Source organism: Amycolatopsis sp. H20-H5 (assembly GCF_035828755.1).
In the GTDB taxonomy this organism is placed as follows: Bacteria; Actinomycetota; Actinomycetes; order Mycobacteriales; family Pseudonocardiaceae; genus Amycolatopsis.
Genome location: NZ_JAYMZS010000035.1, coordinates 18,533 through 40,359 on the forward strand (window position 1 = coordinate 18,533; position 21,827 = coordinate 40,359).

22 protein-coding genes are annotated in these 21,827 nt (G+C 70.9%); 18 read left to right on the plus strand and 4 right to left on the minus strand.

Annotated elements, in window-relative coordinates; translation table 11 throughout:
- Window positions 1-215: 215 nt before the first annotated feature.
- The 17 genes from QMK34_RS20470 (at window position 216) to QMK34_RS20550 (ending at window position 18,605) form a co-directional block, all read left to right on the plus strand.
- Window positions 216-566 (plus strand): hypothetical protein, encoded by a 351-nt coding sequence (locus tag QMK34_RS20470; protein ID WP_326415743.1) that lies wholly within the window; start codon window positions 216-218, stop codon window positions 564-566.
- Between the two features lie 3 nt (window positions 567-569).
- A complete protein-coding gene (locus tag QMK34_RS20475; RefSeq protein ID WP_326415744.1) occupies window positions 570-1,157 on the plus strand; it encodes a DUF3558 family protein in 588 nt (195 codons plus the stop codon).
- Between the two features lie 15 nt (window positions 1,158-1,172).
- A complete protein-coding gene (locus QMK34_RS20480; protein WP_326415745.1) occupies window positions 1,173-1,751 on the plus strand; it encodes a PPE domain-containing protein in 579 nt (192 codons plus the stop codon).
- A complete protein-coding gene (locus QMK34_RS20485; RefSeq protein WP_326415746.1) occupies window positions 1,748-2,509 on the plus strand; it encodes an ESX secretion-associated protein EspG in 762 nt (253 codons plus the stop codon). Before QMK34_RS20480 ends, QMK34_RS20485 begins: the two co-directional genes overlap by 4 nt.
- A gap of 78 nt (window positions 2,510-2,587) precedes the next feature.
- Window positions 2,588-2,770, plus strand: coding sequence for a hypothetical protein (locus QMK34_RS20490; RefSeq protein WP_326415747.1), 183 nt, complete (start codon window positions 2,588-2,590; stop codon window positions 2,768-2,770).
- A 757-nt stretch (window positions 2,771-3,527) separates the two neighbouring features.
- The gene (gene mraZ / locus QMK34_RS20495; RefSeq protein ID WP_326415748.1) at window positions 3,528-3,959 is read left to right on the plus strand and encodes a division/cell wall cluster transcriptional repressor MraZ; all 432 of its coding nucleotides are present in this window, start codon (window positions 3,528-3,530) and stop codon (window positions 3,957-3,959) included.
- A 217-nt stretch (window positions 3,960-4,176) separates the two neighbouring features.
- The gene (rsmH, locus tag QMK34_RS20500) at window positions 4,177-5,136 is read left to right on the plus strand and encodes a 16S rRNA (cytosine(1402)-N(4))-methyltransferase RsmH (protein ID WP_326415749.1); all 960 of its coding nucleotides are present in this window, start codon (window positions 4,177-4,179) and stop codon (window positions 5,134-5,136) included.
- The gene (locus QMK34_RS20505; protein ID WP_326415750.1) at window positions 5,133-5,822 is read left to right on the plus strand and encodes a hypothetical protein; all 690 of its coding nucleotides are present in this window, start codon (window positions 5,133-5,135) and stop codon (window positions 5,820-5,822) included. Before rsmH ends, QMK34_RS20505 begins: the two co-directional genes overlap by 4 nt.
- On the plus strand, window positions 5,823-7,763 hold the full coding sequence (locus tag QMK34_RS20510; protein ID WP_326415751.1) for a peptidoglycan D,D-transpeptidase FtsI family protein: 1,941 nt from the start codon (window positions 5,823-5,825) through the stop codon (window positions 7,761-7,763). It abuts the gene before it with no gap.
- A gap of 243 nt (window positions 7,764-8,006) precedes the next feature.
- A complete protein-coding gene (locus tag QMK34_RS20515; protein ID WP_326415752.1) occupies window positions 8,007-9,572 on the plus strand; it encodes a UDP-N-acetylmuramoyl-L-alanyl-D-glutamate--2,6-diaminopimelate ligase in 1,566 nt (521 codons plus the stop codon).
- Window positions 9,573-9,705: 133 nt separating this feature from the next.
- Window positions 9,706-11,244, plus strand: coding sequence for a UDP-N-acetylmuramoyl-tripeptide--D-alanyl-D-alanine ligase (locus QMK34_RS20520; protein ID WP_326415753.1), 1,539 nt, complete (start codon window positions 9,706-9,708; stop codon window positions 11,242-11,244).
- On the plus strand, window positions 11,241-12,323 hold the full coding sequence (mraY, locus tag QMK34_RS20525; protein WP_326415754.1) for a phospho-N-acetylmuramoyl-pentapeptide-transferase: 1,083 nt from the start codon (window positions 11,241-11,243) through the stop codon (window positions 12,321-12,323). Before QMK34_RS20520 ends, mraY begins: the two co-directional genes overlap by 4 nt.
- Window positions 12,324-12,327: 4 nt before the next feature.
- Complete coding sequence (murD, locus tag QMK34_RS20530) at window positions 12,328-13,737, plus strand: UDP-N-acetylmuramoyl-L-alanine--D-glutamate ligase (protein ID WP_326415755.1); 1,410 nt, start codon at window positions 12,328-12,330, stop codon at window positions 13,735-13,737.
- Complete coding sequence (ftsW, locus tag QMK34_RS20535) at window positions 13,724-15,262, plus strand: putative lipid II flippase FtsW (RefSeq protein WP_326415756.1); 1,539 nt, start codon at window positions 13,724-13,726, stop codon at window positions 15,260-15,262. The genes murD and ftsW overlap by 14 nt, the downstream gene beginning before the upstream one ends.
- A complete protein-coding gene (gene murG, locus QMK34_RS20540; RefSeq protein WP_326415758.1) occupies window positions 15,259-16,383 on the plus strand; it encodes an undecaprenyldiphospho-muramoylpentapeptide beta-N-acetylglucosaminyltransferase in 1,125 nt (374 codons plus the stop codon). The genes ftsW and murG overlap by 4 nt, the downstream gene beginning before the upstream one ends.
- 1 nt (window position 16,384) lies before the next feature.
- Entirely contained in the window at window positions 16,385-17,797 is a 1,413-nt protein-coding gene (murC, locus tag QMK34_RS20545) for a UDP-N-acetylmuramate--L-alanine ligase (RefSeq protein ID WP_326415795.1), read from the plus strand.
- A gap of 4 nt (window positions 17,798-17,801) precedes the next feature.
- Window positions 17,802-18,605, plus strand: coding sequence for a cell division protein FtsQ/DivIB (locus tag QMK34_RS20550; RefSeq protein ID WP_326415759.1), 804 nt, complete (start codon window positions 17,802-17,804; stop codon window positions 18,603-18,605).
- On the opposite strand, the gene QMK34_RS20555 is transcribed toward QMK34_RS20550, so the two are convergent.
- Window positions 18,602-19,405: a TetR/AcrR family transcriptional regulator gene (locus QMK34_RS20555; protein WP_326415760.1), complete on the minus strand. Its 804-nt coding sequence runs from the start codon at window positions 19,403-19,405 to the stop codon at window positions 18,602-18,604. The genes QMK34_RS20550 and QMK34_RS20555 overlap by 4 nt on opposite strands.
- Before the next feature lie 74 nt (window positions 19,406-19,479).
- Here QMK34_RS20555 and QMK34_RS20560 point away from each other — a divergent pair, with 74 nt between their 5' ends.
- Complete coding sequence (locus QMK34_RS20560; protein WP_326415796.1) at window positions 19,480-20,316, plus strand: NAD(P)H-binding protein; 837 nt, start codon at window positions 19,480-19,482, stop codon at window positions 20,314-20,316.
- A gap of 146 nt (window positions 20,317-20,462) precedes the next feature.
- Here the strand turns inward: QMK34_RS20560 and QMK34_RS20565 are convergent, their stop codons facing one another.
- The 3 genes from QMK34_RS20565 to QMK34_RS20575 form a co-directional block, all read right to left on the minus strand.
- Window positions 20,463-20,897: an OsmC family peroxiredoxin gene (locus QMK34_RS20565; protein ID WP_326415761.1), complete on the minus strand. Its 435-nt coding sequence runs from the start codon at window positions 20,895-20,897 to the stop codon at window positions 20,463-20,465.
- Entirely contained in the window at window positions 20,884-21,354 is a 471-nt protein-coding gene (locus QMK34_RS20570; RefSeq protein WP_326415762.1) for a MarR family winged helix-turn-helix transcriptional regulator, read from the minus strand. Before QMK34_RS20570 ends, QMK34_RS20565 begins: the two co-directional genes overlap by 14 nt.
- 116 nt (window positions 21,355-21,470) lie before the next feature.
- Entirely contained in the window at window positions 21,471-21,806 is a 336-nt protein-coding gene (locus tag QMK34_RS20575; protein ID WP_326415763.1) for a hypothetical protein, read from the minus strand.
- Between the last annotated feature and the right edge of the window lie 21 nt (window positions 21,807-21,827).

Below are 21,827 nucleotides of genomic sequence, written 5' to 3' on the forward strand. Positions count from 1 at the left end.
GTGGGGTTCTGCTGCTCTCGCGCAGCAGTCAGCCTCCCATGAAGTGTGTCAAACTCGGGCGAACTCGGCGTGAGAACCCCATCATGACGCAGAGTAGGCGATTCTACTAGGCCGTTCGGGTGAGGTTGGCGCTGTTTCAGGTGCTCCCGCTAACCCTGGGCTTTGACGTATGCTCCGGTGCGAGGTCGCTCGACTACGGAGAGGCGTAACCGCACATGACGGATGTGGGTACGAAACCGCGCTTCGACGTCCGGGCCTTCGCCGTGGCACCCGAGCTGGCGAACGACGCCTACGCCCAGATCACCGCGCTGCAGGACCTGGTGGGCGAGATGGTCCGTGAGGCCAAGGTGCTCGGGCGCACCGTCCCGCTCGGCGGCGGGTACGCCGACGAGATCGGCCGGTTCATGGCCGAGTACGGGATCGGCGCCGACGGCTCGGCCGTCAAGGCGCTCACCGACTTCGGCCGGGAGCTCGAGGGCCTCAAGAAGCGCATCGCCAAGGCGCTCGGCCGCTACCAGGAGCAGGACGAGGCCGCCGCCGCGGGCATCGACTGCGTCGGCGGCTGATCGATGACGTCCTTCTCCCCGGCTCTGCTTCGTCAGGGCCGCTGGCTCGCTGCCCCGGCGCTGCTCGTCGTACTCGCCGGCTGCGGCCAGCCTGGCCAAGCCCAATCCGCGGGCGGCGGAACTCCTTCACGGCATACCGCGGTTTTCTCCGCTTCGGCCGGTGTCCCCGAACCCGGGCCGTCCGCCGCGCCGACGCTGGCCACGCTCGATCCGTGCGCCGTGCTGTCGCCGGTCGACCGGTCGACGGCCGGGCTCTCGACGTTCGGCAAGGCGAAGAAGGTCGGCGAGACCCGCGGCTGTGACTGGACCGAACCCGGCGCGTTCGGCGTCAGCGTGACCGTGGACGAGAAGTCCGGGCTCGCCGACCTCGAGATCGCCCGCAAGACGGCGGCGAAGACCAAGGTCGGCGCCCACCAGGCGCTGCGGGTGTCGGACAAGAAGGCGGCCGACGGCACTTGTTCCGTGCTGCTCGGCGTCGGCGCCGCGGCCAGTGTCCAGATCGATGTGAGCAACACGAGTTTCACCGACACCGCACTCGCCTGCAGCCGGGCGAACACGGTGGCCGGGCTGGTCGAACCGAAGCTCCCCTGACGGAAGGTGCGCCTGTTGCCGGAACCAGAAGCCGCCGGCCGGGAGGTCCCGGCCGCGAACGCGCGGTACGAGTCCTACAGCCACGAAGCGATGGCCGCCGAAGTCGGCCGGGGCAACGAGCCGACCGACGCCGGTCAACTCGGCGCGCAGTGGCAGGGCCTCGCCCAGCGGCTGCAGGAGTCCACCTCCGGCCTGGCCGGGCTCGCCGCCCGCAGTCAGGACAGCTGGCAGGGCGCCGCCGGTGACGCCGTCCGCTCGGTGCTGGGCGAGGCCACGGGCTGGCTCGCGCGGTCCGCGTCGGTCTCGTCCACGGTCGGGGAGTCGGTCGCCGCGCAGGCGGAGGTCGCCGCGAGGGCGCGGGCGGACATGCCGCCGCCGGTGAGCTACGAACCCGGCGAGATGATCCGGGGCGCGGCCGCGAGCGGCAACGTCCTCCTGCTGGCCGGGCTGTCCTTGGCGATGGAGAGCCGCCGTCAGGAGGCGGAAGCCGCGCGGATCAAGGCGATGGACGTGATGAACACCCGCGACGCCGCCCTGCGCGACCTGGTCCCCCACGAGTCCTTCGACCCGCCACCGGCGCTGGGCCGGTCTTGATCCGCGTCTCCGCCTCGGCGTTCGACGTGCTCTGGGACGACCTAGGCCATACGCGCGCCCCTGAGCCGCTGGCCGTGCGCAATGTCGGCGGCACCCGGCAGGAACGGGCCGAGATCCGCCGGGCGGTGTACGAAAACCTCGCCGAACGCGGCCTCTACGACGGCGACCGCCTCGACGCTGCCCTCGAGGCCCGGCTCGGCCTGCTCGCGAACGCGGAGCTGTTCGTCGAATGCGAAGCCCTCGCTGACATGACCGCCGAGGCGCCTTTCCGCGCGGTGGCAGCGGTCCGCGGCAGGCACGGCGTGCTGGCGGCACAGCCGGGACAGACGATCTCGCTGTCGTCGATCCGCGACGGCGAGGTGTTCTCCGCGATCATCGACGTCCTCCCGGAACTGAGCCCCGGCCCCGGCTACGGCGTGAGCCTCCCGGCCACCACGCTGGGCGAGAGGGTGGATGGGGTGGCCGATCCCGTGTTCGGCGACGGCCGGACCCGTTCGGGCGCCTCGGAAACCCAGCTGCGCGAGGTCTTGGCCATCCAGGCGAGGCCGGTCTACAGCGCGGGCCAGTTCAGCGTCCGGGTGCGCGAACCCGGCGGCGGCCTGCGCCGCGCGGGCGGGCTCACCTGGTTCGACACCGACGTCGGCGCCTACTGCGCGGCCGTGACCGAGGGCCGTGGCGGCCGCGACTGGGTGAACGTGGCCCCGGTCGACGGCCCCCGGCTCGCGAGCCGCCTCGCCGCCTTGGTGAACCCGGACTAGCTGTCGGCGAGTTCCCCGGACGCGCCCGCGGGTGCGTTGTTGCTGTCCGGATGTTCGGAATGTCCGGAGGGGGGTGCGATGAGTGTGCCGTTCGGCGGCCAGGTGCGGGATCCGCAGGAATGGATGCGCGAGCAGGAGCGGCGCGGCGCCGAGCTGCTCGCCAAGGCCGAGGAGGCCAAGACCGAGCTGGCGAACAACATCGTCACGCTGAGCAGCCGGGACAGGCTGGTCACCGTGAGGGTGATCCGGGCGGGGGACTGACCGCGCTGGCCGGTGGGACACCTCGGGGCCGCGCGAGAAGGCGGTCACCCAGGAGGTGGTCTACTCGGTCCCGGCGCTGTCCGGGACCGTGCCGGTGGGCGAGTACCGGTTCAGCTATCGCTACAGCGAGCGGCACGTCGTCGCCCCTGTCGACCACCCCGTGTGGACACACGGCAAGGGCTTCTACGTCTTCCTCACCGCCGCCGCCGCGGTGATCGCCTTCGTGCTGTTCGGCTTGGCCGGTTTCTGGGTGAACCGCCGCCTGCCGCCGCCCAAGGACAAAGAGACCGCCAAGGACTGGCGCGGCGTCGACCGCCGAGGCAAACGCAACGCCGCTGAGCCCGACTCAGCGGTCTCTGAAGGCCACCTTGAGGGACCTAGAGTCCCTCAAGGTGGCCTTCAGAGACTTGCGGTACGCACTGGACGTACCGCCCCCCACCGCGCCCCACGGATTCCCCCACTTCGGCCCCCACGGGCCCTGGATAGTGCTCGCGCGGCCGGAAACCGGACGTTTGAACCCTCCTTTCGGTTGCTTCGACCCCCACCGCGGGGGATCTTCCCCACCTGCCCCCACCCGCCCCCCACCTGGGCCCACTCGGCTGACCTGCGTAAACGCCTGACACTACGGAGTGAGGACGGTGTTTGACGCGTTGACTGTGGTGAAAAGTGGGGTACGGTGGTGCGCAGTGGGGCGGAAGGGAAGCCCCGTAACCGATCCCAGTGGTTTCCACCGGTTTCGGTAGGGAGGTGGAAGCCGATGTTCCTCGGCACCCACACCCCGAAACTGGACGACAAGGGGCGGCTCACGCTGCCCGCGAAGTTCCGCGACGAGCTCGCGGGCGGGCTGATGATCACCAAGGGGCAGGACCACTGCCTCTACGTCTTCCCCCGCGCCGAGTTCGAGACGATGGCGCGCAAGGTGGCCGACGCCCCGTTCACCAACGAGGCGGTTCGGGCCTACCAGCGCTATCTCTTCGCCGGGACGGACGAACAACGCCCTGACGGGCAGGGGCGCATCCCCATCGCGTCCGAGCTCCGGCGTTATGCCGGACTCAACAAGGAGTGCGTGGTGATCGGGGCGATCACCAGGCTGGAGATCTGGGACGCCCAAGCGTGGCAGGGCTACCTGGACCAACACGAGGACAGCTACGCGAAGGCTCGAGAGGAAGTTTTGCCGGGCGTGTTCTAGACACGCGGTTCGCCGGATCGCACCCACGCCGTCGGGGGGTGGGGGTTCGCCGGTCGCCGCGGGAAAGGAACCGCCCCAGCGGATGCCGTGAGGCCTCTGTCCGCTCTTTGGCCCTGGTGCACCTTCCCCGGTACCAGGTCAGTAGCGGGCGGACAGGGACCTGACGGCATCCGCCGCATCTTCCCCGGGCTGATCCACAGCAGGAAGGGGGAGGGCCATGGCGAACGAGCACGAGCACGTACCGGTGCTGCTGGACAGGATCGTCGAACTGTTCACGCCCGCCTTCGCCGGTCGCGGCGCCGTACTGGTCGACGCGACCGTCGGCCTCGGCGGCCACTCCGACGCACTGCTCACCGCTTTCCCGGACCTCCGTCTCGTCGCGCTGGACCGCGACCCCGCCGCGCTGGAACGCTCCGGGGAACGCCTGGCCCGCCACGGTGACCGGGTCGAGCTGGTGCACGCGGTCTACGACGAGATGCCAGAGGCACTCGAAGAGCTCGGACTGTCCAAGGTGGACGGGATCCTGTTCGACCTCGGGGTCTCCTCGATGCAGCTGGACCGCGCCGAGCGCGGTTTCGCCTACTCCAAGGACTCCCCGCTGGACATGCGGATGGACCCGACCACCGGGTTCACCGCCGCGGAAGTGCTCAACACCTACGCGCCCGGCGAGCTGATCCGGATCCTGCGCGACTACGGCGAGGAGCGGTTCGCCCAGCGGATCGTCCGGTCCGTGGTCAAGGAGCGTGAAAAGGAGCCGTTCACCTTCAGCGGCAGGCTCGTCGAGCTGCTCTACGACGCCGTTCCCGCGGCCAGCAGGCGGACCGGGGGACACCCCGCGAAGCGCACGTTCCAGGCGCTGCGGATCGAGGTCAACGGCGAGCTCGAGGTGCTGCGGCGCGCGATGCCCGCGGCGCTGTCGGTGCTGGGCATGGGCGGCCGGATCGTCGTCGAGGCGTATCAGTCCCTTGAGGACAGGCTGGTCAAGCAAGCGCTGGCCGCCGGGGCGAAATCCCGGACCCCGGAAGGTCTTCCGGTGGAACTGCCGGGGCACGGACCCGAACTGAAGATGCTGACAAGAGGGGCCGAGAAGGCCGACGAGGCGGAAACGGAGCACAACCCGCGCGCGGCGTCGGTGCGGCTCCGGGCCGCCGAACGAATCGGAGAGGCAGCACGATGACCGCTCCCGCGAAGTCCCGTGGCCGCCGGAGCGCACCGGCGACCCGCCCGCGTGCCAGTGCGACCGAAACGGTCGAGCAGGCGCCAGACGTCACCGAACCAGACGCGACGCCGTCGCGTCGTGGTTCCCGCGGCCGCACGTCCGCGGCCGAACGCGCGTACGCCCGCCGCGCCCAGCGCGCCGATCTCCTGCAGCGTGAGCAGCTGGAGCGGCCCGACGCGCTGGAGAAGGCCGCGCCGCGGAAGTTCAAGCTGAGCTGGCCGAAGTCACGCGCCTCGTTCGTGCTGATGATGATGGGCCTGCTCGCCGCCGGGGTGGCGACCACGCTGTGGCTGTCCACCCAGGCGATCGCGGACTCCTACCGGCTCGAGCAGCTGCGCACGCACAACGCGAGCCTGGCCGAGGCCAAGGAGAAGCTGCAGCGCGAGGTCACCAAGAACGCGTCGGCCTCTTCACTGGCCGAACTGGCTCGGCAGCAGGGCATGGTCCCCGGCGGTGACCCCGCGCGCATCGTGGTCGGTCCCGACGGTTCCACCACGCTCGTCGGAGACCCGAAGAAGGCACAGGGCGACGTACCCGCGGCGCAGGCGCCACCCGAGGTCCCCGCGGCCGCCGGAACCCAGCAGGGCGCGCCGATCGAGGGCGACCAGCCCGCAGTGCCCGCCGAGGCCCAGGGAGGGCAATAGATGTCGCCGTCGTCGCCGGGCAGGCCGGCCCAGTCACGGGGCCGGTCCACCGGCAGCGCCCGCCGCACGTACTCCGCCGGCACGCGCCGGGCCGCGGCCAAGCGCGCCAACGGCGGCCAGCGCAGCAGGTTCGCCGCGGTGCGGGTCGGACTCGTGGTGATCATGGTGATCGCCGGCGCCCAGCTGATCCGGGTGCAGGGCTTCGAGGCCGCCGACCTGTCCGCCGCCGCGGTCCGCCAGCGCACCCTCACCATCGACATCCCGGCCCAGCGCGGGTCCATTGTGGACCGCAACGGCGCCAAGCTGGCGTTCAGCGTGGAGGTGCGGACGCTGTCGGTGAACCTGGCGCTGGTGCACCGCACCCAGGACGCTTTCGCGGCGAAGAACCCCACGAGGCAGGGCGTCGACTTCGACGCCACCGTGGCGAAGGCCGCGAAGTACATGGCGGGCAAACTGGCCGGGATGAAAACCGAGCAGGAGCTGCTCGACCTGTTCCACAAGCAGGCGAAGTTCACCTACCTGCAGGACAACGTCGAGCCCTCGGTGGCCAACGACATCGTCAAGCAGTTCCCCTGGATCGAGGTGGAGAAGCGCGCGCTGCGCGAGTACCCCGGCGATTCGGTCGGGGCGAACATCGTCGGCCTTGCCAACTGGCGGACGGAAGACAAGGACACCTCGAAGCACAACCTGCACGGCCTCGTCGGGCTCGAGCTGTCCAGGGACAACGACCTCGCCGGTACCCCCGGCAAGCGCATGGTCAACACGCAGAACGGGAACGACAACGTCATCATCCCGGGCAGTGAGCACGAACTGGCGCCCGCGACCCCCGGTTCGGACCTGCAGCTCACCATCGACTCCGACCTGCAGTACGAACTGCAGCGGCAGCTGGCCGACTACGCGAGGGCCACCAACGCCAAGGGCGCGCAGGCGGTCATCATGGACGCGAAGACCGGCGAGGTCTACGCGCTGGCCAACGACAAGACGTTCAACCCCAACGACCCCGCCACGTACAAGGATCCCGAACTGCTCAACAACCGGGCGGTGACGACCCCGTACGAGCCCGGCTCGGTGAACAAGATCATCACCGCGACCGGTGCGATCGACGAAGGCGTCGCGACCCCGGAGTCGACGGTTTCGGTGCCAGGGGAGCTGAAGGTCGCGGACAAGGTCGTGCACGACGCCTGGGTCCACGGCACGCAGGATTTCACCACCACCGGCATCTTCGCGAAATCCTCCAACATCGGGACGCTGCTGCTGGCGCAGAAGATCGGCGAGGACCACTACGCCGACCTGCTCAAGAAGTTCGGCCTCGGCCAGCGCACCGGTATCGGCCTGCCCGGCGAGAGCGCGGGGTTCGTGCCGCCGCGCAACCAGTGGTACGCGACGACGTTCGGCAACCTGCCGATCGGCCAGGGCCTGTCGATGACGGTCGTGCAGATGGCCGGGATGTACCAGACGATCGCCAACGGCGGCCTGCGCGTCGAGCCCAGGGTGGTCAAGGCCAAGGTGAACCCGGACGGCACGGTGGTGCCCGAACCCGCGCCGAAGTCCGTCCAGGTGGTCAGCCCGCAGACGGCCAAGACGGTGCTCGACATGATGCGCGCGGTCGCGCAGAACGGCAAGGGCCTCAACAAGGGCACCGCGACGACCGCCGCGCTCGACGGCTACCAGATCTCCGGCAAGACCGGCACCGGGCAGCAGGTGGACCCGAGGACGAAGGCGTATTCCGACCACCTCTACAACATCACCTTCGCCGGGAGCCTGCCCGCGGACAACCCCCGGTTCGTCGTCGCGATCCGGCTGGACGCGCCGGACACGACGCTGCCCGCCGGGCATTCCGCCGGGCCGCTGTTCCACAGTCTCGCGTCGTACCTGACGCAGCGTTTCCAGATCCCGCTGTCGGACGGGCCCGCGCCGATCGTGCCGCTCGTCGTCGGCTGAACCGCCGGACAGGCCAAGGGACCCCCGGGGACAGCAAGTGTCCACGAGGGTCCCTTTGCTTTCCGCCGGACGCGCCAAGTCCTTGTGCCGCAACCGATCCGGGGATTCCCCAATACCATGACCGAGATCACCTTCCGCACACCCCGTACCGCGTTGGGTCACCCGAATGCCACCCCAGTAGCCTTCCTTGCTGTGTCGGTGCCAACCTCTGATCCCCGCAACGGGCCTTCGAGCGACGGGCCTGTGAAGGCCGTCGCCGCGCCTCCGCGCCCGGCCCGGATCGAACCCGTTCCGCTGGCGACCCTGCTCGCGCGCGCCGACGCGCGGCTCATCGCCACCGACGACGGCGCCGAGCCCGCGATCACCGGGACCACCCTGCGCGCGCAGCACGTCCTGCCCGGCGACCTCTTCGCCGCCCTGCCCGGCGCCCGGGCGCACGGCGCGGACTTCAGCGAGCAGGCTGTCGCCGCCGGCGCGGTGGCCGTGCTCACCGACGAGGCCGGGGCCGAGCGGCCCGCGCTGCGTGACGCCGGCGTGCCCGTCCTGGTGCACCCGGACCCGCGGGGCGTGCTCGGTTCCATCGCCGCCTGGGTCTACGGCGAGCCGTCGCTCGACCTGGCCGTGCTGGGCATCACCGGCACCTCGGGCAAGACCACCACCTCCTACCTGGTCGACGCGGGGCTGCACGCCGCCGGGCTGACCACCGGGATGATCGGCACGGTCGAGACCCGCATCGCCGGGGAGCGCCTCGCCAGCGGCTTCACCACGCCCGAGGCGCCCGACCTGCAGGCGCTGCTCGCGGTGATGGTCGAACAGGGCGTCACCCACGTGCCGATGGAGGTCTCCAGCCACGCGCTCGCGCTGGGCCGGGCCAACGGCACCCGGTTCGCGGTCGGCGCGTTCACCAATCTCTCCCAGGACCACCTGGACTTCCACCACGACATGCAGGAGTACTTCGCGGCGAAGTCCCTGCTGTTCGACGGCCGGTCCACCACCGAGGTGGTCGTCGTCGACAGCGCGTGGGGCCAGGCGCTGCTCACCCCGCAGACCGTGCGCGTGTCCACCGAGGGCAACGACGCGGACTGGTGGGCCACCGACCTGCTGGCGCTGCCCGCGGGTGAGCAGTCGTTCGTCCTGCACGGCCCCCGCGGCCGCACCGCCGAGGCCAGGATCCCGCTGCCCGGCGCCTTCAACGTCGCCAACGCCCTGCTCGCCGCCGCGATCCTCGACACCACCGGCGTGGAGCTCGCCGACATCGTCACCGGGCTCGCGCGGGTACAGGTCCCCGGCCGGATGGAACGCGTCCACCTCGGCCAGGCGTTCACCGCCGTCGTCGACTACGCGCACAAGCCCGCGGCCGTCGCACAGGGCCTCGACGCGTTGCGTGCCCGCACCGACGGCCGGATCATCACCGTGCTCGGCTGCGGCGGCGACCGCGACACCGCCAAGCGCCCGATGATGGGCGAGGCCGCGGTGCGCCGCAGCGACGTGCTCATCGTGACCGACGACAACCCGCGTTCCGAGGAGCCAGCCGCGATCCGCGCCGCGATGCTGGCCGGCGCCCGGGGTGTCGGGCCTTCCCAGGGTGGCGAGCTGATCGAGCTCGGGGACCGCCGCGAGGCCATCACCCGGGCCGTCGCACTCGCCGAGCCGGGCGACATCGTCTTCATCGCGGGCAAGGGGCACGAGACCGGCCAGGAAATCCATGGCGTGGTGCACCCGTTTTCCGACCGTGACGAGCTCGGGGCCGCAATAAGAAACCGACTTGAGGTGACGGTGGAGCCGAGCCCGAATGTGAACGTGCGATGACTGGCATCGGCCGTAGGCCCCGCTTTCGTGGTGGCCGGGCTTCTTTCGTGGCCGAGGTGTCGGCTGTGCGGATGGTGAGCCCGGTCGACGGGAAAGCGGACGGATGTACTCAGACGGACTTTGAGGTGACTGTGTGATCGTGCTCAGCTTGGCCGAGATCGCCGACGTCGTCGGCGGCCGCCTGCACCGGACCGATGGTGCCGCCGAGGTCACCGCGAGCGTCGAGTTCGACACCCGCGTGCTCACGCCGGGGAGCCTGTTCGTCGCACTGCCCGGGGTGCGGGTCGACGGCCATGGCTTCGCGGCCAAGGCCGTCGAGGCCGGTGCGGTGGGCGTCCTCGCGGCTCGCGAGGTCGACGCCGCCGCGATCATCGTGCCCTCGCTGGACCAGGGGCAGGGCCACGCGAGGGCCTTCGCGCTGACCGGTGACAAGGACGGTTCCGGCGCGGCCGTGCTGGCGGCGCTGGGCAAGCTCGCCCGGTACGTCGTGCGGCGGCTGTCCGAGGGCAACCTGACCGTCGTCGGGGTCACCGGCTCGTCCGGGAAGACCTCCACCAAGGACGTCATCGCGCAGCTGCTGGAGCCGCTGGGCACGACCGTGGCCCCGCCGGGGTCGTTCAACAACGAGCTCGGTCACCCGTGGACCGCGCTGAGGGCCGACGAACACACCCGGCACCTGGTGCTGGAGCTGTCCGCACGCGGGCCGGGCCACATCGCCGAGCTGGCCGCCATCGCCCCGCCGCGGATCGGCGTGGTGCTCAACGTCGGGACGGCGCACGTCGGGGAGTTCGGCTCCCGCGACGGCATCGCTAAGACCAAGGGCGAGCTCGTCGAGGCGCTGCCGAGCGCCGCGGACGGCGGGGTCGCCGTACTCAACCTCGACGATCCGCTGGTAGCGGCCATGGCGAGCCGCACCACCGCCCGGGTCGTCGGCGTCGGTGAGGGCGCGTCCGCGCAGGTCAGGGCCATCGGCATCACCCTCGACGACGAGGCAAGGGCGTCGTTCCGGCTGGTCACGCCCGCCGGGGAAGCGGACGTCACGCTGCCGCTGCACGGCGAGCACCACGTCGGCAACGCGCTCTCCGCGGCCGCTGTCGCCCTCGAACTCGGCTCGACCCCGCAGGAGATCGCCGAGCGGCTTTCCGGCCTGCGGCGGCGCTCCGAGCGACGGATGGACGTCACCACCCGTCCCGACGGGGTGACCGTCCTCAACGATTCGTTCAATGCCAACCCCGAGTCGATGCGGGCCGCGCTCAAGGCGCTCGCGTCGATGAGCAAGGAGCGTCGCTCGTGGGCCGTGCTCGGCGTCATGGGTGAGCTCGGCGAAGACTCAGTGTCCGCGCACGACGGCATCGGCAGGCTGGTCGTGCGGCTCAACGTCTCGAAGCTCGTGGTCATCGGGCAGGAGGCCGCGGCGATGCACCACGCGGCCAACCAGGAAGGCTCCTGGGGCGAGGAGTCGGTGCTGGTACCCGACATCGCGGCCGCTGTCGCCCTGCTGCATGATCAGCTCCGCCCGGACGACGTCGTGCTGGTGAAGGCCTCCAAGGCCGCCGCGCTCTGGCAGGTCGCCGAGGCGCTGCTCGAACCTGCTCCACCCACTGAAGTACCTGCTGAAGTACCTGCTGAAAACTCCCTTTCCCAAGAACGCTCGAACGGTGGTGACGCGTGATCAGCATCCTGATCGCGGCCGGGGCGGGCCTGCTGGTCTCCATTCTCCTGACCCCCTATCTGATCCGGGTGTTCTCCCGGCAGGGCTTCGGCCAGGAGATCCGGGAGGAAGGGCCGGCCGGCCACAAGTCCAAGCGCGGTACGCCGACGATGGGCGGCGTCGCGATCATCACCGCGATGGTCGCCGGCTATTTCGTGGCGCATCTGATCAGCTGGATGGGCAGCTCCACCGGCGGCGGGCCCTCGGTGTCCGGCCTGCTGGTGCTCTTCCTGGCCGTGGCACTCGGCGTCGTCGGCTTCCTCGACGACTTCATCAAGATCCGCAAGCAGCGCAACCTCGGCCTGAACAAGACGGCGAAGCTGGTCGGCCAGCTCGTGGTGACGATCGTGTTCGCCTTCCTCGCGCTGCAGTTCCCCGACGCGCGCGGGCTGACCCCGGCGTCGGAGAGCCTTTCCTACGTTCGCGACCTCACCCTGATCTCGTTCCCGCTGATCGTCTTCGTGATCTTCTGCTACATCGTGATCTCCGGCTGGTCGAACGCGGTGAACTTCACCGACGGGCTCGACGGCCTGGCCGGCGGCGCGGCCGCGATGGTGCTCGCCACCTACGTGGTCATCGCGTTCTGGCAGGAGCGGTTGTCGTGCGGGGTGAACCCGCAGGCCGCCTGTTACGACGTCCGCGACCCGCTGGACCTGGCCGTGGTCGCCGCGGCGGCGACCGGCGCCTGCGTCGGCTTCCTGTGGTGGAACGCCGCGCCCGCGAAGATCTTCATGGGCGACACCGGCTCGCTGGCGCTGGGCGGCCTGGTCGCCGGGCTGTCGATGACCACCCGCACCGAGCTGCTCGCCATCGTCATCGGCGGCCTGTTCATGGTCGAGATGATCTCGGTGGTCGCGCAGATCGCGGTCTTCCGGACCACCCGGCGAAGGCTCTTCCGGATGGCCCCCTTCCATCACCACTTCGAACTCGCCGGGTGGGCCGAAACCACGGTGATCATCCGGTTCTGGTTGCTCTCGGCCATCTGCTGCATGTTCGGTCTCGGCCTGTTCTACAGCGAACAACTCGGCGTCGGAGGATAAAACCGTGAACCTTGCCGGAACGCGGGTCCTGGTAGCCGGAGCCGGGGTCACCGGCAAGTCCGTGGTACCCGTCCTGGTCGGACTGGGCGCGCTGGTCACCGTCACCGATGCCAAGCCCGACCGGCTCACGGAGCTCGAGGGGCTCGGCGCCGAACTGGTGCCGGGCCTGACCGAGCCGCCCGAGGGCACCCAGCTCGTCGTGACCACGCCCGGCTGGCGCCCCACGGCGCCGCTGCACGTGGCCGCCGCGGCGGCGGGCATCGAGGTCATCGGTGACGTCGAGCTGGCCTGGCGCGTCGGGCAGCTGCGGGAGAACCCGCCCGTCTGGCTGGCCGTCACCGGCACCAACGGCAAGACCACCACCGTCGGCATGCTGGAATCGATCCTGCGTGCGGGCGGCCTCAACGCCGTGGCCTGCGGGAACATCGGGTACGCCGTGCTCGACGCTATCCAGGCGGGCTACGACGTCCTCGCCGTCGAACTGTCCAGCTTCCAGCTGCACTGGTCCTCGACGCTGGCCCCGCGGGCGTCGGTGGTGCTGAACCTGGCCGAGGACCACATCGACTGGCACGGCTCGATGGACGAGTACGCCGCCGCTAAGGGGAAGGTCCACGCCCGTTCGCACACCGTCGTGCACAACCTGGCCGACGAGTGGTCCGGCCGCCTCGCCGACGAGCACGCCCCGGCGGACGCGCGGCGGGTCGCCTTCGGCCTGGACACCCCGCGTGCCGGGGAGCTCGGGCTGGTCGAGGACCTGCTGATCGACCGCGCTTTCGTGGCGGACCCGGCCGCCAGCGCCGAGGAACTCGCCACGCTCGCCGACGTCCGTCCCGCCGGGCCGCACAACGTCGCCAACGCCTACGCCGCGGCCGCGCTGGCCCGCGCGCAGGGCGTCGAAGCCGACGCCGTGGCGAAGGGACTCCAGCAGTACCAGCCCGCTCCGCACCGCGCGGCCGAGGTCGGCGAGGTCGGCGGCGTCCGCTACATCAACGACTCGAAGGCGACCAATCCGCACGCCGCAGCCGGGTCGCTCCGGTCGCACCTCGACGTCGTCTGGATCGCCGGGGGCCAGCTCAAGGGCGCTTCGGTGGACGAACTCGTCGCCTCGATCGCTGGCAGGCTCCGCGGAGTTGTGCTACTCGGGGTCGATTCACCCGTGATCGCCGCCGCTGTCGCGCGACACGCGCCGGATGTCCCGGTGAACCACGTCCGTCCGGGTGACGATGACCCCATGACTGCGGCGGTGAGTGCGGCCAGCGCGATGGCGCGTCCTGGCGACGTGGTGCTGCTCGCCCCCGCCGCGGCGTCGCTGGACATGTTCACGGGCTACGGCGAGCGCGGGGACGCGTTCGCCGAGGCGGTCCGTGTCCTGCGTGACGACGCAGCGGGGGAGAAGCCCAGTGACGGCGGTTGAGGACAGGAAGTCCCGAGACGGCGCGACGCCCTCTCCGCGGCCTCGCCGGGAGCGTCGTGAACGCGGTTTCGTAGCGTTCCGCACGGCGCTGACGGCCTGGCTGTCCCGGCCGCTCGCCTCGTTCCACCTGATACTCGCGCTGACCGGCGTGCTCACCGTGATCGGCATCGTCATGGTGCTGTCGGCCTCTTCGGTGGCGTCCTACGACCCGAAGACCAACAGCGGGATCTACGCGCTGTTCACCAAGCACGTGGTGTTCGTGGCGATCGGCGCGGTGGTGTTCTGGGTCGGCCTGCGGATCAACCTGGAGCGGATCCGCCAGCTGTCGGCCTCGATGATGGTCGTCTGCATCGGTCTGCTGATGCTGGTGCTGACCCCGCTCGGCTCGGACGTCAACGGGTCACAGGGCTGGTTCAAGATCGGCTCCGTCCTCTCGTTCCAGCCGGTGGAGGCCGCGAAGGTCGCACTGGCGTTCTGGGGCGCGCACATCCTGGTCATCAAGTACAACGTGATCAACCAGTGGCGTCACCTGCTGGTGCCGGTCGTGCCGATCTCGCTGCTGGTGTTCGCGCTGGTCATGATGCAGCCCGACCTCGGCGCCACGGTCACCCTCGCCGTCGTGCTGCTCGCGCTGCTGTGGTTCGCGGGCGCGCCGAAGCGGCTGTTCGGGGTCATCCTCGCGGGTGGTCTCGCCGGGGTGCTGGTGCTCGCGCTGACCGCGCCCTACCGGCTCAAGCGGGTCCTGTCGTTCCTGTCGCCGGACGCGGACAAACTCGGCGACGGGCTGCAGGCCAATCAGGCGAAGCTCGCGCTCGCCGACGGCGGGCTGTTCGGCAAGGGGCTCGGCCAGGGCGCGTCCAACTGGGGCTACCTGCCCAACGTGCAGAACGACTTCATCTTCGCCCTGATCGGCGAGGAACTCGGCTTCATCGGCTGCGCTGTGGTGCTCGGGCTGTTCGCCGGGATCGCGATCGTGGGGCTGCGCATCGCCACCCGCAACCTCGACCCGTGGATCCGGATCGTGGCCGGCACGCTGACCGTCTTCCTGGTCGCGCAGGCCGGGATCAACATCGGTTACGTCATCGGCCTGCTGCCCGTCACCGGCGTCACGCTGCCGCTGATCTCCTACGGCGGCACCTCGCTGGTGATCACCATGCTCATCATGGGCATCCTCGCCAACGCCGCCCGGCACGAACCGGAGGCGGTGGCCGCACTGCGTTCACAGGGGCCGGGTAAATTCGGACGCCTGCTGCGGCTCCCCGCACCCGATCCGTACCGCCCGCCAGCCAAGCGCAAGGGCACCACCGGTCGCGGAGCCGCGCCGAGGGCCGCGAGGCCCGCCCCGCGCGCCGCCCGTCCGGCGGCCGCGCAGGAACGGCGGCGGTCGGTGCGCCAGCGGGGAACGGCCCAGCGGGGATCGGCCCAGCGGGGATCGGCAGAGCCGGGCAGGAGAACGCCCGTGCGAGGAACAGCTCAACGCGGAGCCCCGAAGCGGGGCAACGCAAATCGGAGAGGTCATAGGTGAGTAAGCCCGTCAAGGGAACCGACAGATCCGTCGTCGGCAAGGCGCCGACCATTGTGATCGCCGGTGGTGGCACCGCAGGACACATCAACCCCGCGCTCGCGCTCGCCGACGCCGTGATGCGGCTTCGCCCGGACGCGACCGTGGTCGCGCTGGGCACGGAACGGGGTCTCGAGACCAAGCTGGTGCCCGAACGCGGCTACCGGCTGGAGCTCATCCCACCCGTGCCGCTGCCCCGAAAGCCGACCCCGGAGCTGCTCCGGCTGCCGCTGAAGGTCCGTGACTCGGTCAAGAAGACCCGCGAGGTCCTCGAGCGGGTGGGCGCGGACGTCGTCGTCGGCTTCGGTGGTTACGTCGCGCTGCCGGCGTATCTCGCCGCGCGCGGCCGCACCCCGATCGTCGTGCACGAGGCCAACAAGTCGCCGGGCCTGGCGAACAAGGTCGGCGCCCGGTTCGCCAAGCGTGTGGCCGTGGCCGTGGCCGGGACGCCGCTCCCGAACGCCGAGGTCGTCGGCATCCCGCTGCGGCAGTCGATCACCTCGCTGGACCGCGCGGCACTGCGGGCCGAGGCCCGCGAGTTCTTCGGGCTCGACCCGGACGCCCCGACGCTGCTGGTGTTCGGCGGTTCCCAGGGTGCCGGGTCGATCAACGGCGCGGTGTCCGGCGCGGCCAAGGAGCTCGCGGACGCCGGTGTCGGCGTGCTGCACGCGCATGGGCCGAAGCACACGCTGGTCGTGCAGGAGTTCCCGGGTAAGCCGGCGTACGTGCCGGTGCCGTACCTGGACCGGATGGACCTGGCCTACGCGGCCGCCGATGTAGTGGTGTGCCGCTCCGGCGCGATGACCGCCGCCGAGGTGTCCGCCGTCGGGCTGCCCGCGGTGTTCGTGCCGCTGCCGCACGGCAACGGCGAGCAGGCCGTCAACGCCCAGCCCGCGGTCGACGCGGGCGCGGCCCTGATGGTCCTCGACGGGGAGCTGACCGCGGCGAAGATCGCCGAGCTGGTCGTCCCGCTGGTGATCGACGCCGGGCGCGTGGCGAAGATGAGCGCGGCCGCGGTCGGGCTGGGGCATCGGGAGGCCGACGAGGCACTCGCGAAAATCGTTCTGGAGGTCGCGGGTGTCTGAGATCGCCGAACTTCCCGACGCGCTGAAGCGCGCGCATCTGGTCGGGGTGGGCGGGGCCGGGATGAGCGGCATCGCCCGCATCCTGCTCGCTCGCGGCGCCCAGGTCTCGGGGTCGGACGCCAAGGAGTCCCGCGCGGTCCTCTCGTTGCGGGCCCAGGGCGCCGAGATCGCGCTCGGGCAGAGCGCGGACAACCTCGCCGCGTTCGAGGGCGGGCCGTCGGCGCTCGTCGTCTCGACCGCGATCAAGGAGACCAACCCGGAGCTGGTCGCGGCCCGCGAGCGCGGGATCCCGGTGCTGCACCGGGCCCAGGCGCTCGCCGGACTGATGGAGGGCCACCGCGTCGCGTGCATCGCGGGGACGCACGGGAAGACGTCGACCACCTCGATGCTGACCGTCGCCCTGCAGCACTGCCGGCTGGACCCCTCGTTCGCCATCGGCGGTGACCTCAACGAGTCCGGCGCGAACGCGCACCACGGTGAGGGCGGCATTTTCGTCGCCGAGGCCGACGAGAGCGATGGATCGTTCCTGGCCTACTCGCCCTGGGTCGCGGTCGTGACGAACGTCGAGCCCGACCACCTGGACCACCACGGCACGGTCGAGGCCTACACCGCGATCTTCGCCGAGTTCGTGGCGCGGATCGAGCCGGGCGGGCTGCTGGTCGTCTGCGGCGACGACGAAGCCGCGAACAAGCTGGGCACGCGCGCGGAGGCCGACGGCGTCCGCGTGTGGCGCTACGGCCGCACCGTGACCGGAACCGACGACGCGAAGGTGCTCGCGTACACCCCGGCCGCGGACGGCGGAGTCGTGCGGATCTCCTTGCACGGCAAGGAAATCGATGTTCGCGTGGCGGTGCCGGGCGAGCACATGGCGCTGAACGCGCTCGCCGCGTTGCTCGCCGGTGTCGAGCTGGGCGCCCCGGTCGAAGGGCTGGCCGAGGGGCTCGCCGCGTTCGGCGGGGTCCGGCGCCGGTTCGAGTTCAAGGGCCGCGCGGGCGACGTCCGGGTCTACGACGACTACGCCCACCACCCGACCGAGGTCGCCGCGCAGCTGCTCGCGGTGCGCACGGCGGCGGGGTCCGGGCGGGTGATCGTGGTCTTCCAGCCGCACATGTACTCGCGCACGAAGACGTTCTCGAAGGAGTTCGCCGAGGCGCTTTCGCTGGCCGACGAGGTCATCATGCTGGACGTCTACGGCGCCCGCGAGGAGCCTGAGCCGGGGGTCACCGGCGCGCTCATCGCCGAGCGGATCACCGGGGTGGCCGTGCACTACGAGCCCGCGTTCGACGTCGCGACCCGGCTGGCGGCGGACCTGGTCAAGCCGGGCGACCTGCTGGTCACCATGGGCGCCGGGGACGTGACCCAGCTGGGCCCGGAGATCCTCGCGGAGCTGGACCGGCGCGGCGAGCAGGGCTGATGCCATGAGCTCGACCAGGGAACGCCGACGGCCCGCCGAGCCACCCCGGCGCCCGAGCGCCGCCCAAGCCCGGAACCGGCGGGGGCGGCGCTCGGAGTTCGACCGCCGCCGCACCGGCAGCAGGCCGGGGCGCCACAAGGAGGTCCGCCGCCGCTGGGTGGCGCTGCTGAGCCTGCTGACCCTCGTCGCCGGGGTGTACCTGCTGTTCTTCAGTTCGATGCTCGGGGTCAAGACGGTCGAGGTCCAGGGCGCGAAGGGCGTGCCCGCCGACCAGATCCGCGCGGTCGCGGCCGTGCCCGAGCTGAAGCCGATGCTGCGGGTCGACACCGGCGAGGTCATCGATCGGGTGGCCGGGATGTCCGGTATCGCGACCGTCGACGTCGCCCGTTCGTGGCCCTCGACGCTGGTCATCACGGTGACCGAGCGGACGGCGATCGCCTTCTTCGACAGCGGCCCCGGCGGCGACGGGTTCCACCTCGTCGACGGCGGCGGGGTCGTGTTCAAGACGGTGAAGGACCGTCCCGCCGGGCTGCCCGAGCTGAAGCTGCCCAAGGTTTCGGCCGACGACCCGGTGACCCGCGCGGTGACCGCCGTGCTCGGGGTGATCCCGCCGCAGCTGCTCAAGCAGGTCACCACGGCGGCGGCGAAGACCCCCGGCAGCGTCGAGTTCACCCTGTCCACCGGCAAGACCGTCCGCTGGGGCGACGCGCAGCAGACCGACCGCAAGGCGAAGGTCCTCGCGGCGCTGCTGTCGCGCGAGGGCAAGGTCTACGACGTCTCGGCGCCCGAACTGCCGACCGTTTCCTAGGCCTTTCCAGTGCCCCCGCCCCTGCCTGTGCCGATCAGGGCGTCGATGCCGTCCAGCAGGCGGTCGAGCCCGAACTCGTAGGCCTCCGCGGCCGCCTCCGCGGTGCTCACCTCGTAGCCCCCGTCGGTCCACACCCGCACGATCGAGGGGTGGCGCTCGACGTCGAAGTACTTCTCCCAGAACACCGTGCGCTGGTCCCACCAGGTGTCCGTCGTCTCGCCGGTGGCCTGCTCGAGCTGCTGGCCCGCGGCCGCCGAAGCGGCGTTCGCGGTCACGTAGGCGTCGATGCTGGACGCCGCCGCGACGACCTGGCGCGGGGACAGCCCGAGCCCGGACACGGTCGACAGCAGGTACTCCTGACCCGCCATCACCCCCGGGCCGAGCGCGGGCCGGACCATCGAGACCTGCCGCAGCCACGGGTGCCGCAGGAACATCGCCCGCGTCCGCTCGGCGTAGAGCCGGACCTGCGCGCGCCACCCGTCCGGGCGAGGGTCTCCCGGCGCGGGCAGGGCCCGCTCGGTGAGCACCTCGTCGATCATCAGGTCGAGCAGCTCTGCCTTGGCCGGTACGTAGGTGTACAGCGTCATCGTCCCGGAGCCGAGCTCCTTCGCCACCCGGTGCATCGAGGCCGCGGCCGAGCCCTCGGCGTCGGCCAGCGCGAGCGCGGCGGTGACGATGCGGTCGAGGGTGAGCGTCGGTTTGCGGCCCCTGGCCGGTGCGGCGGCTGCCGGGCCCCGTTCGCGCCAGAGCAGCGCGAGGCTCCGGTCGGGATCACCGCCACCGCTGTGCTCCATGGTCATGACTGGATCCTACATTCCCGTATGGGGTACGCTCGCTTCATTGTCGTACGTCATACGGTAAAGGGGTGGAGCACGTGACGATCCTGGTGACAGGCGCGACGGCGAGCGTCGGCAGGCTGGTGGTCGACGAGCTGGTGGCGGCGGGCGCGCCGGTGCGGGCGCTGACCGTCAACCCGGCGAAGGCCGCGCTGCCGGACGGTGTCGAGGTCGCGAAGGGGTATCTGGGCAGGCCCGAGACGCTGCCCGCCGCGCTGGAGGGCGTGGACATGGTCTATCTCGCGCCACTGGCGCACACGGTGCGCGAGTTCACCGAGCTCGCGCGGGCGGCGGGGGTGCGGCGGGTGGTGGCGCTGTCCGGCAGCAACGCCGACGAAGAGCCGCAGGAGGGCTCGAGCGGGATGGCGTACCGCGCCGTCGAGGACGCTGTCGAGGCGGCGGGCTTCGACTGGACGTTCGTGCGGCCGGGCGCGTTCATGAACAACACGCTGGGCTGGGCCGAGTCCGTGCGCACGCGGGGCGTGGTCCGCGCGCCCTACGGGGAGGCGAGGTCGACCGCGATCGATCTGGGGGACGTCGCCGCCGTCGCGGCCCACGTCCTGCTGACCGACGGGCACAGCGGGGCGAAGTACACGCTGAGCGGGCCGTCGGCGATCAGTCAGCGCGAGCAGGCAGCGGCGATCGGCACGGCGCTGGGCAGGGAGGTCGGGTTCCAGGAGCTGACCAGGGCCGAGGCGAAGGCGGACTGGGCCGCGGCGGGAATCCCCGGCGAGGTCATGGACTGGCTGCTCGACGGTTTCGCCGACGCGCTGGCCCATCCGCAGGTCCCCACGACCACCGTCGAGGAGCTGACCGGCCGCCCGGCACTCACCTACGCGGGCTGGGCGGTCGCGAACGCCGCCGCCTTCCGCTGACCCCGGGTGGCAGGCCCCTGAAGGCCACCTTCACAGCGTATAACGCCGTGAAGGTGGCCTTCAGGGCACGACTCCTGCGCCCGCGCCCGGCTCCCCGAAAACGGGAGCAAAGGTCCCTTGCTCCCGTTTTCGGGGACTTGCGGGGCTCAGGAGAGTGCCGCGTCCAGGGTGATCGTGGTGCCGGACAGGGCCTTGGAGACCGGGCAGGTCTGCTCGGCGGTCTTGGCCAGCTCCTGGAACTTCTCGGCGCTGACGCCGTCGAGCTTCGCGCGCAGGGTGATCGCGATGCCGCTGATCTCGAACCCGCCGCCGTCGGCCGGGCCGAGGGTGACCTCGGCGCTGACGTCGATGGACTCGGCTTCGAGCTTCTCCGCCTCCAGCACGCCGGACAGGTTCATCGCGAGGCACGAGGAGTGCGCGGCCGCGATGAGCTCCTCGGGGCTGGTCTGCCCTTCCGGGTTGCCCGCGCGGGTCGGGAACGAGACGCTGAACGTGCCCGCGTTGGAGGAGTCGAGGGTGACCTCGCCGTTCCCCTTCTGCAGGCCGCCGGTCCAGTGGGTGGTGGCGTCACGGCTGGGCATGGGTGCCTCCTGAGTGTGTTGCGAGGGTGGCCGCGGTCAGTTGCCGCAGGGTCGAGATGAGCTGCCGCCGCCCGTCGTCGTCGAGGCCGAGCGCGCAGCCGATGGCCGAGGGGATCCCGGCCGCCCGGTCCCGGAGCGCGTCGCCCTCGGGGGTCAGGCTGATCGTGACGCTGCGTTCGTCGGTGGCGAGCCGGTGACGGCTCACCAGCCCACTCGTTTCGAGGCGTTTGAGCAGCGGCGAAAGCGTGCCGTAGTCCAGTTGCAGCGCCTCGCCGATCTGCTTGACCGGCCGGGAATCCGCTTCCCAGAGCACCAGCAGCACGAGGTACTGCGGATAGGTCAGGCCTAGTTCGGCGAGCAGTGGGCGGTAGACGTCGGTGACCGCCCTGGACGCCGCGTAAAGCGCGAAGCAGGCCTGCTCATCGAGCAGGAGATCCGCGTTCCCGGGAGACGGCATGGCAACAACCTAGTGCACGATTACATCGTGTGCAAGGTATCTCCGGCGAGGAAACGCCGGGGCGCGGGACCGCAGTGGTCCCGCGCCCCGGCGGTCGCCGGTGGGTGAAAGTCCGGTCAGTTGTCGATTACGTGATATCCGCCGACCGCGGCCGTGGTGAGCAGTCCGCCTTCGCATTCGGCGACCGAGGGGCCGAAACCGAAGGGAACAAAAGTTCCGTAAGAGAACCAGAATGTGCTGCCGCTCGTGCAATGGGCGACGACGCGATATCCGTAACCTTCCGTGGGATAGTCCCCGCAGTTCACGGCGATCGCCTGGCCGAAGTAGATGCTGTACAGCTGGCTGAAGCAGCCGGGTGGGTACTGGTCACCGCCCGACGCGGACGCCGGTGCGGCGGCCAGGCAAAGCAGGGAAAGAATGGCGACAGTCAATCCTGCCGTTTTCCTTCTCATGGCTACTCCTCAGCTGCGGAG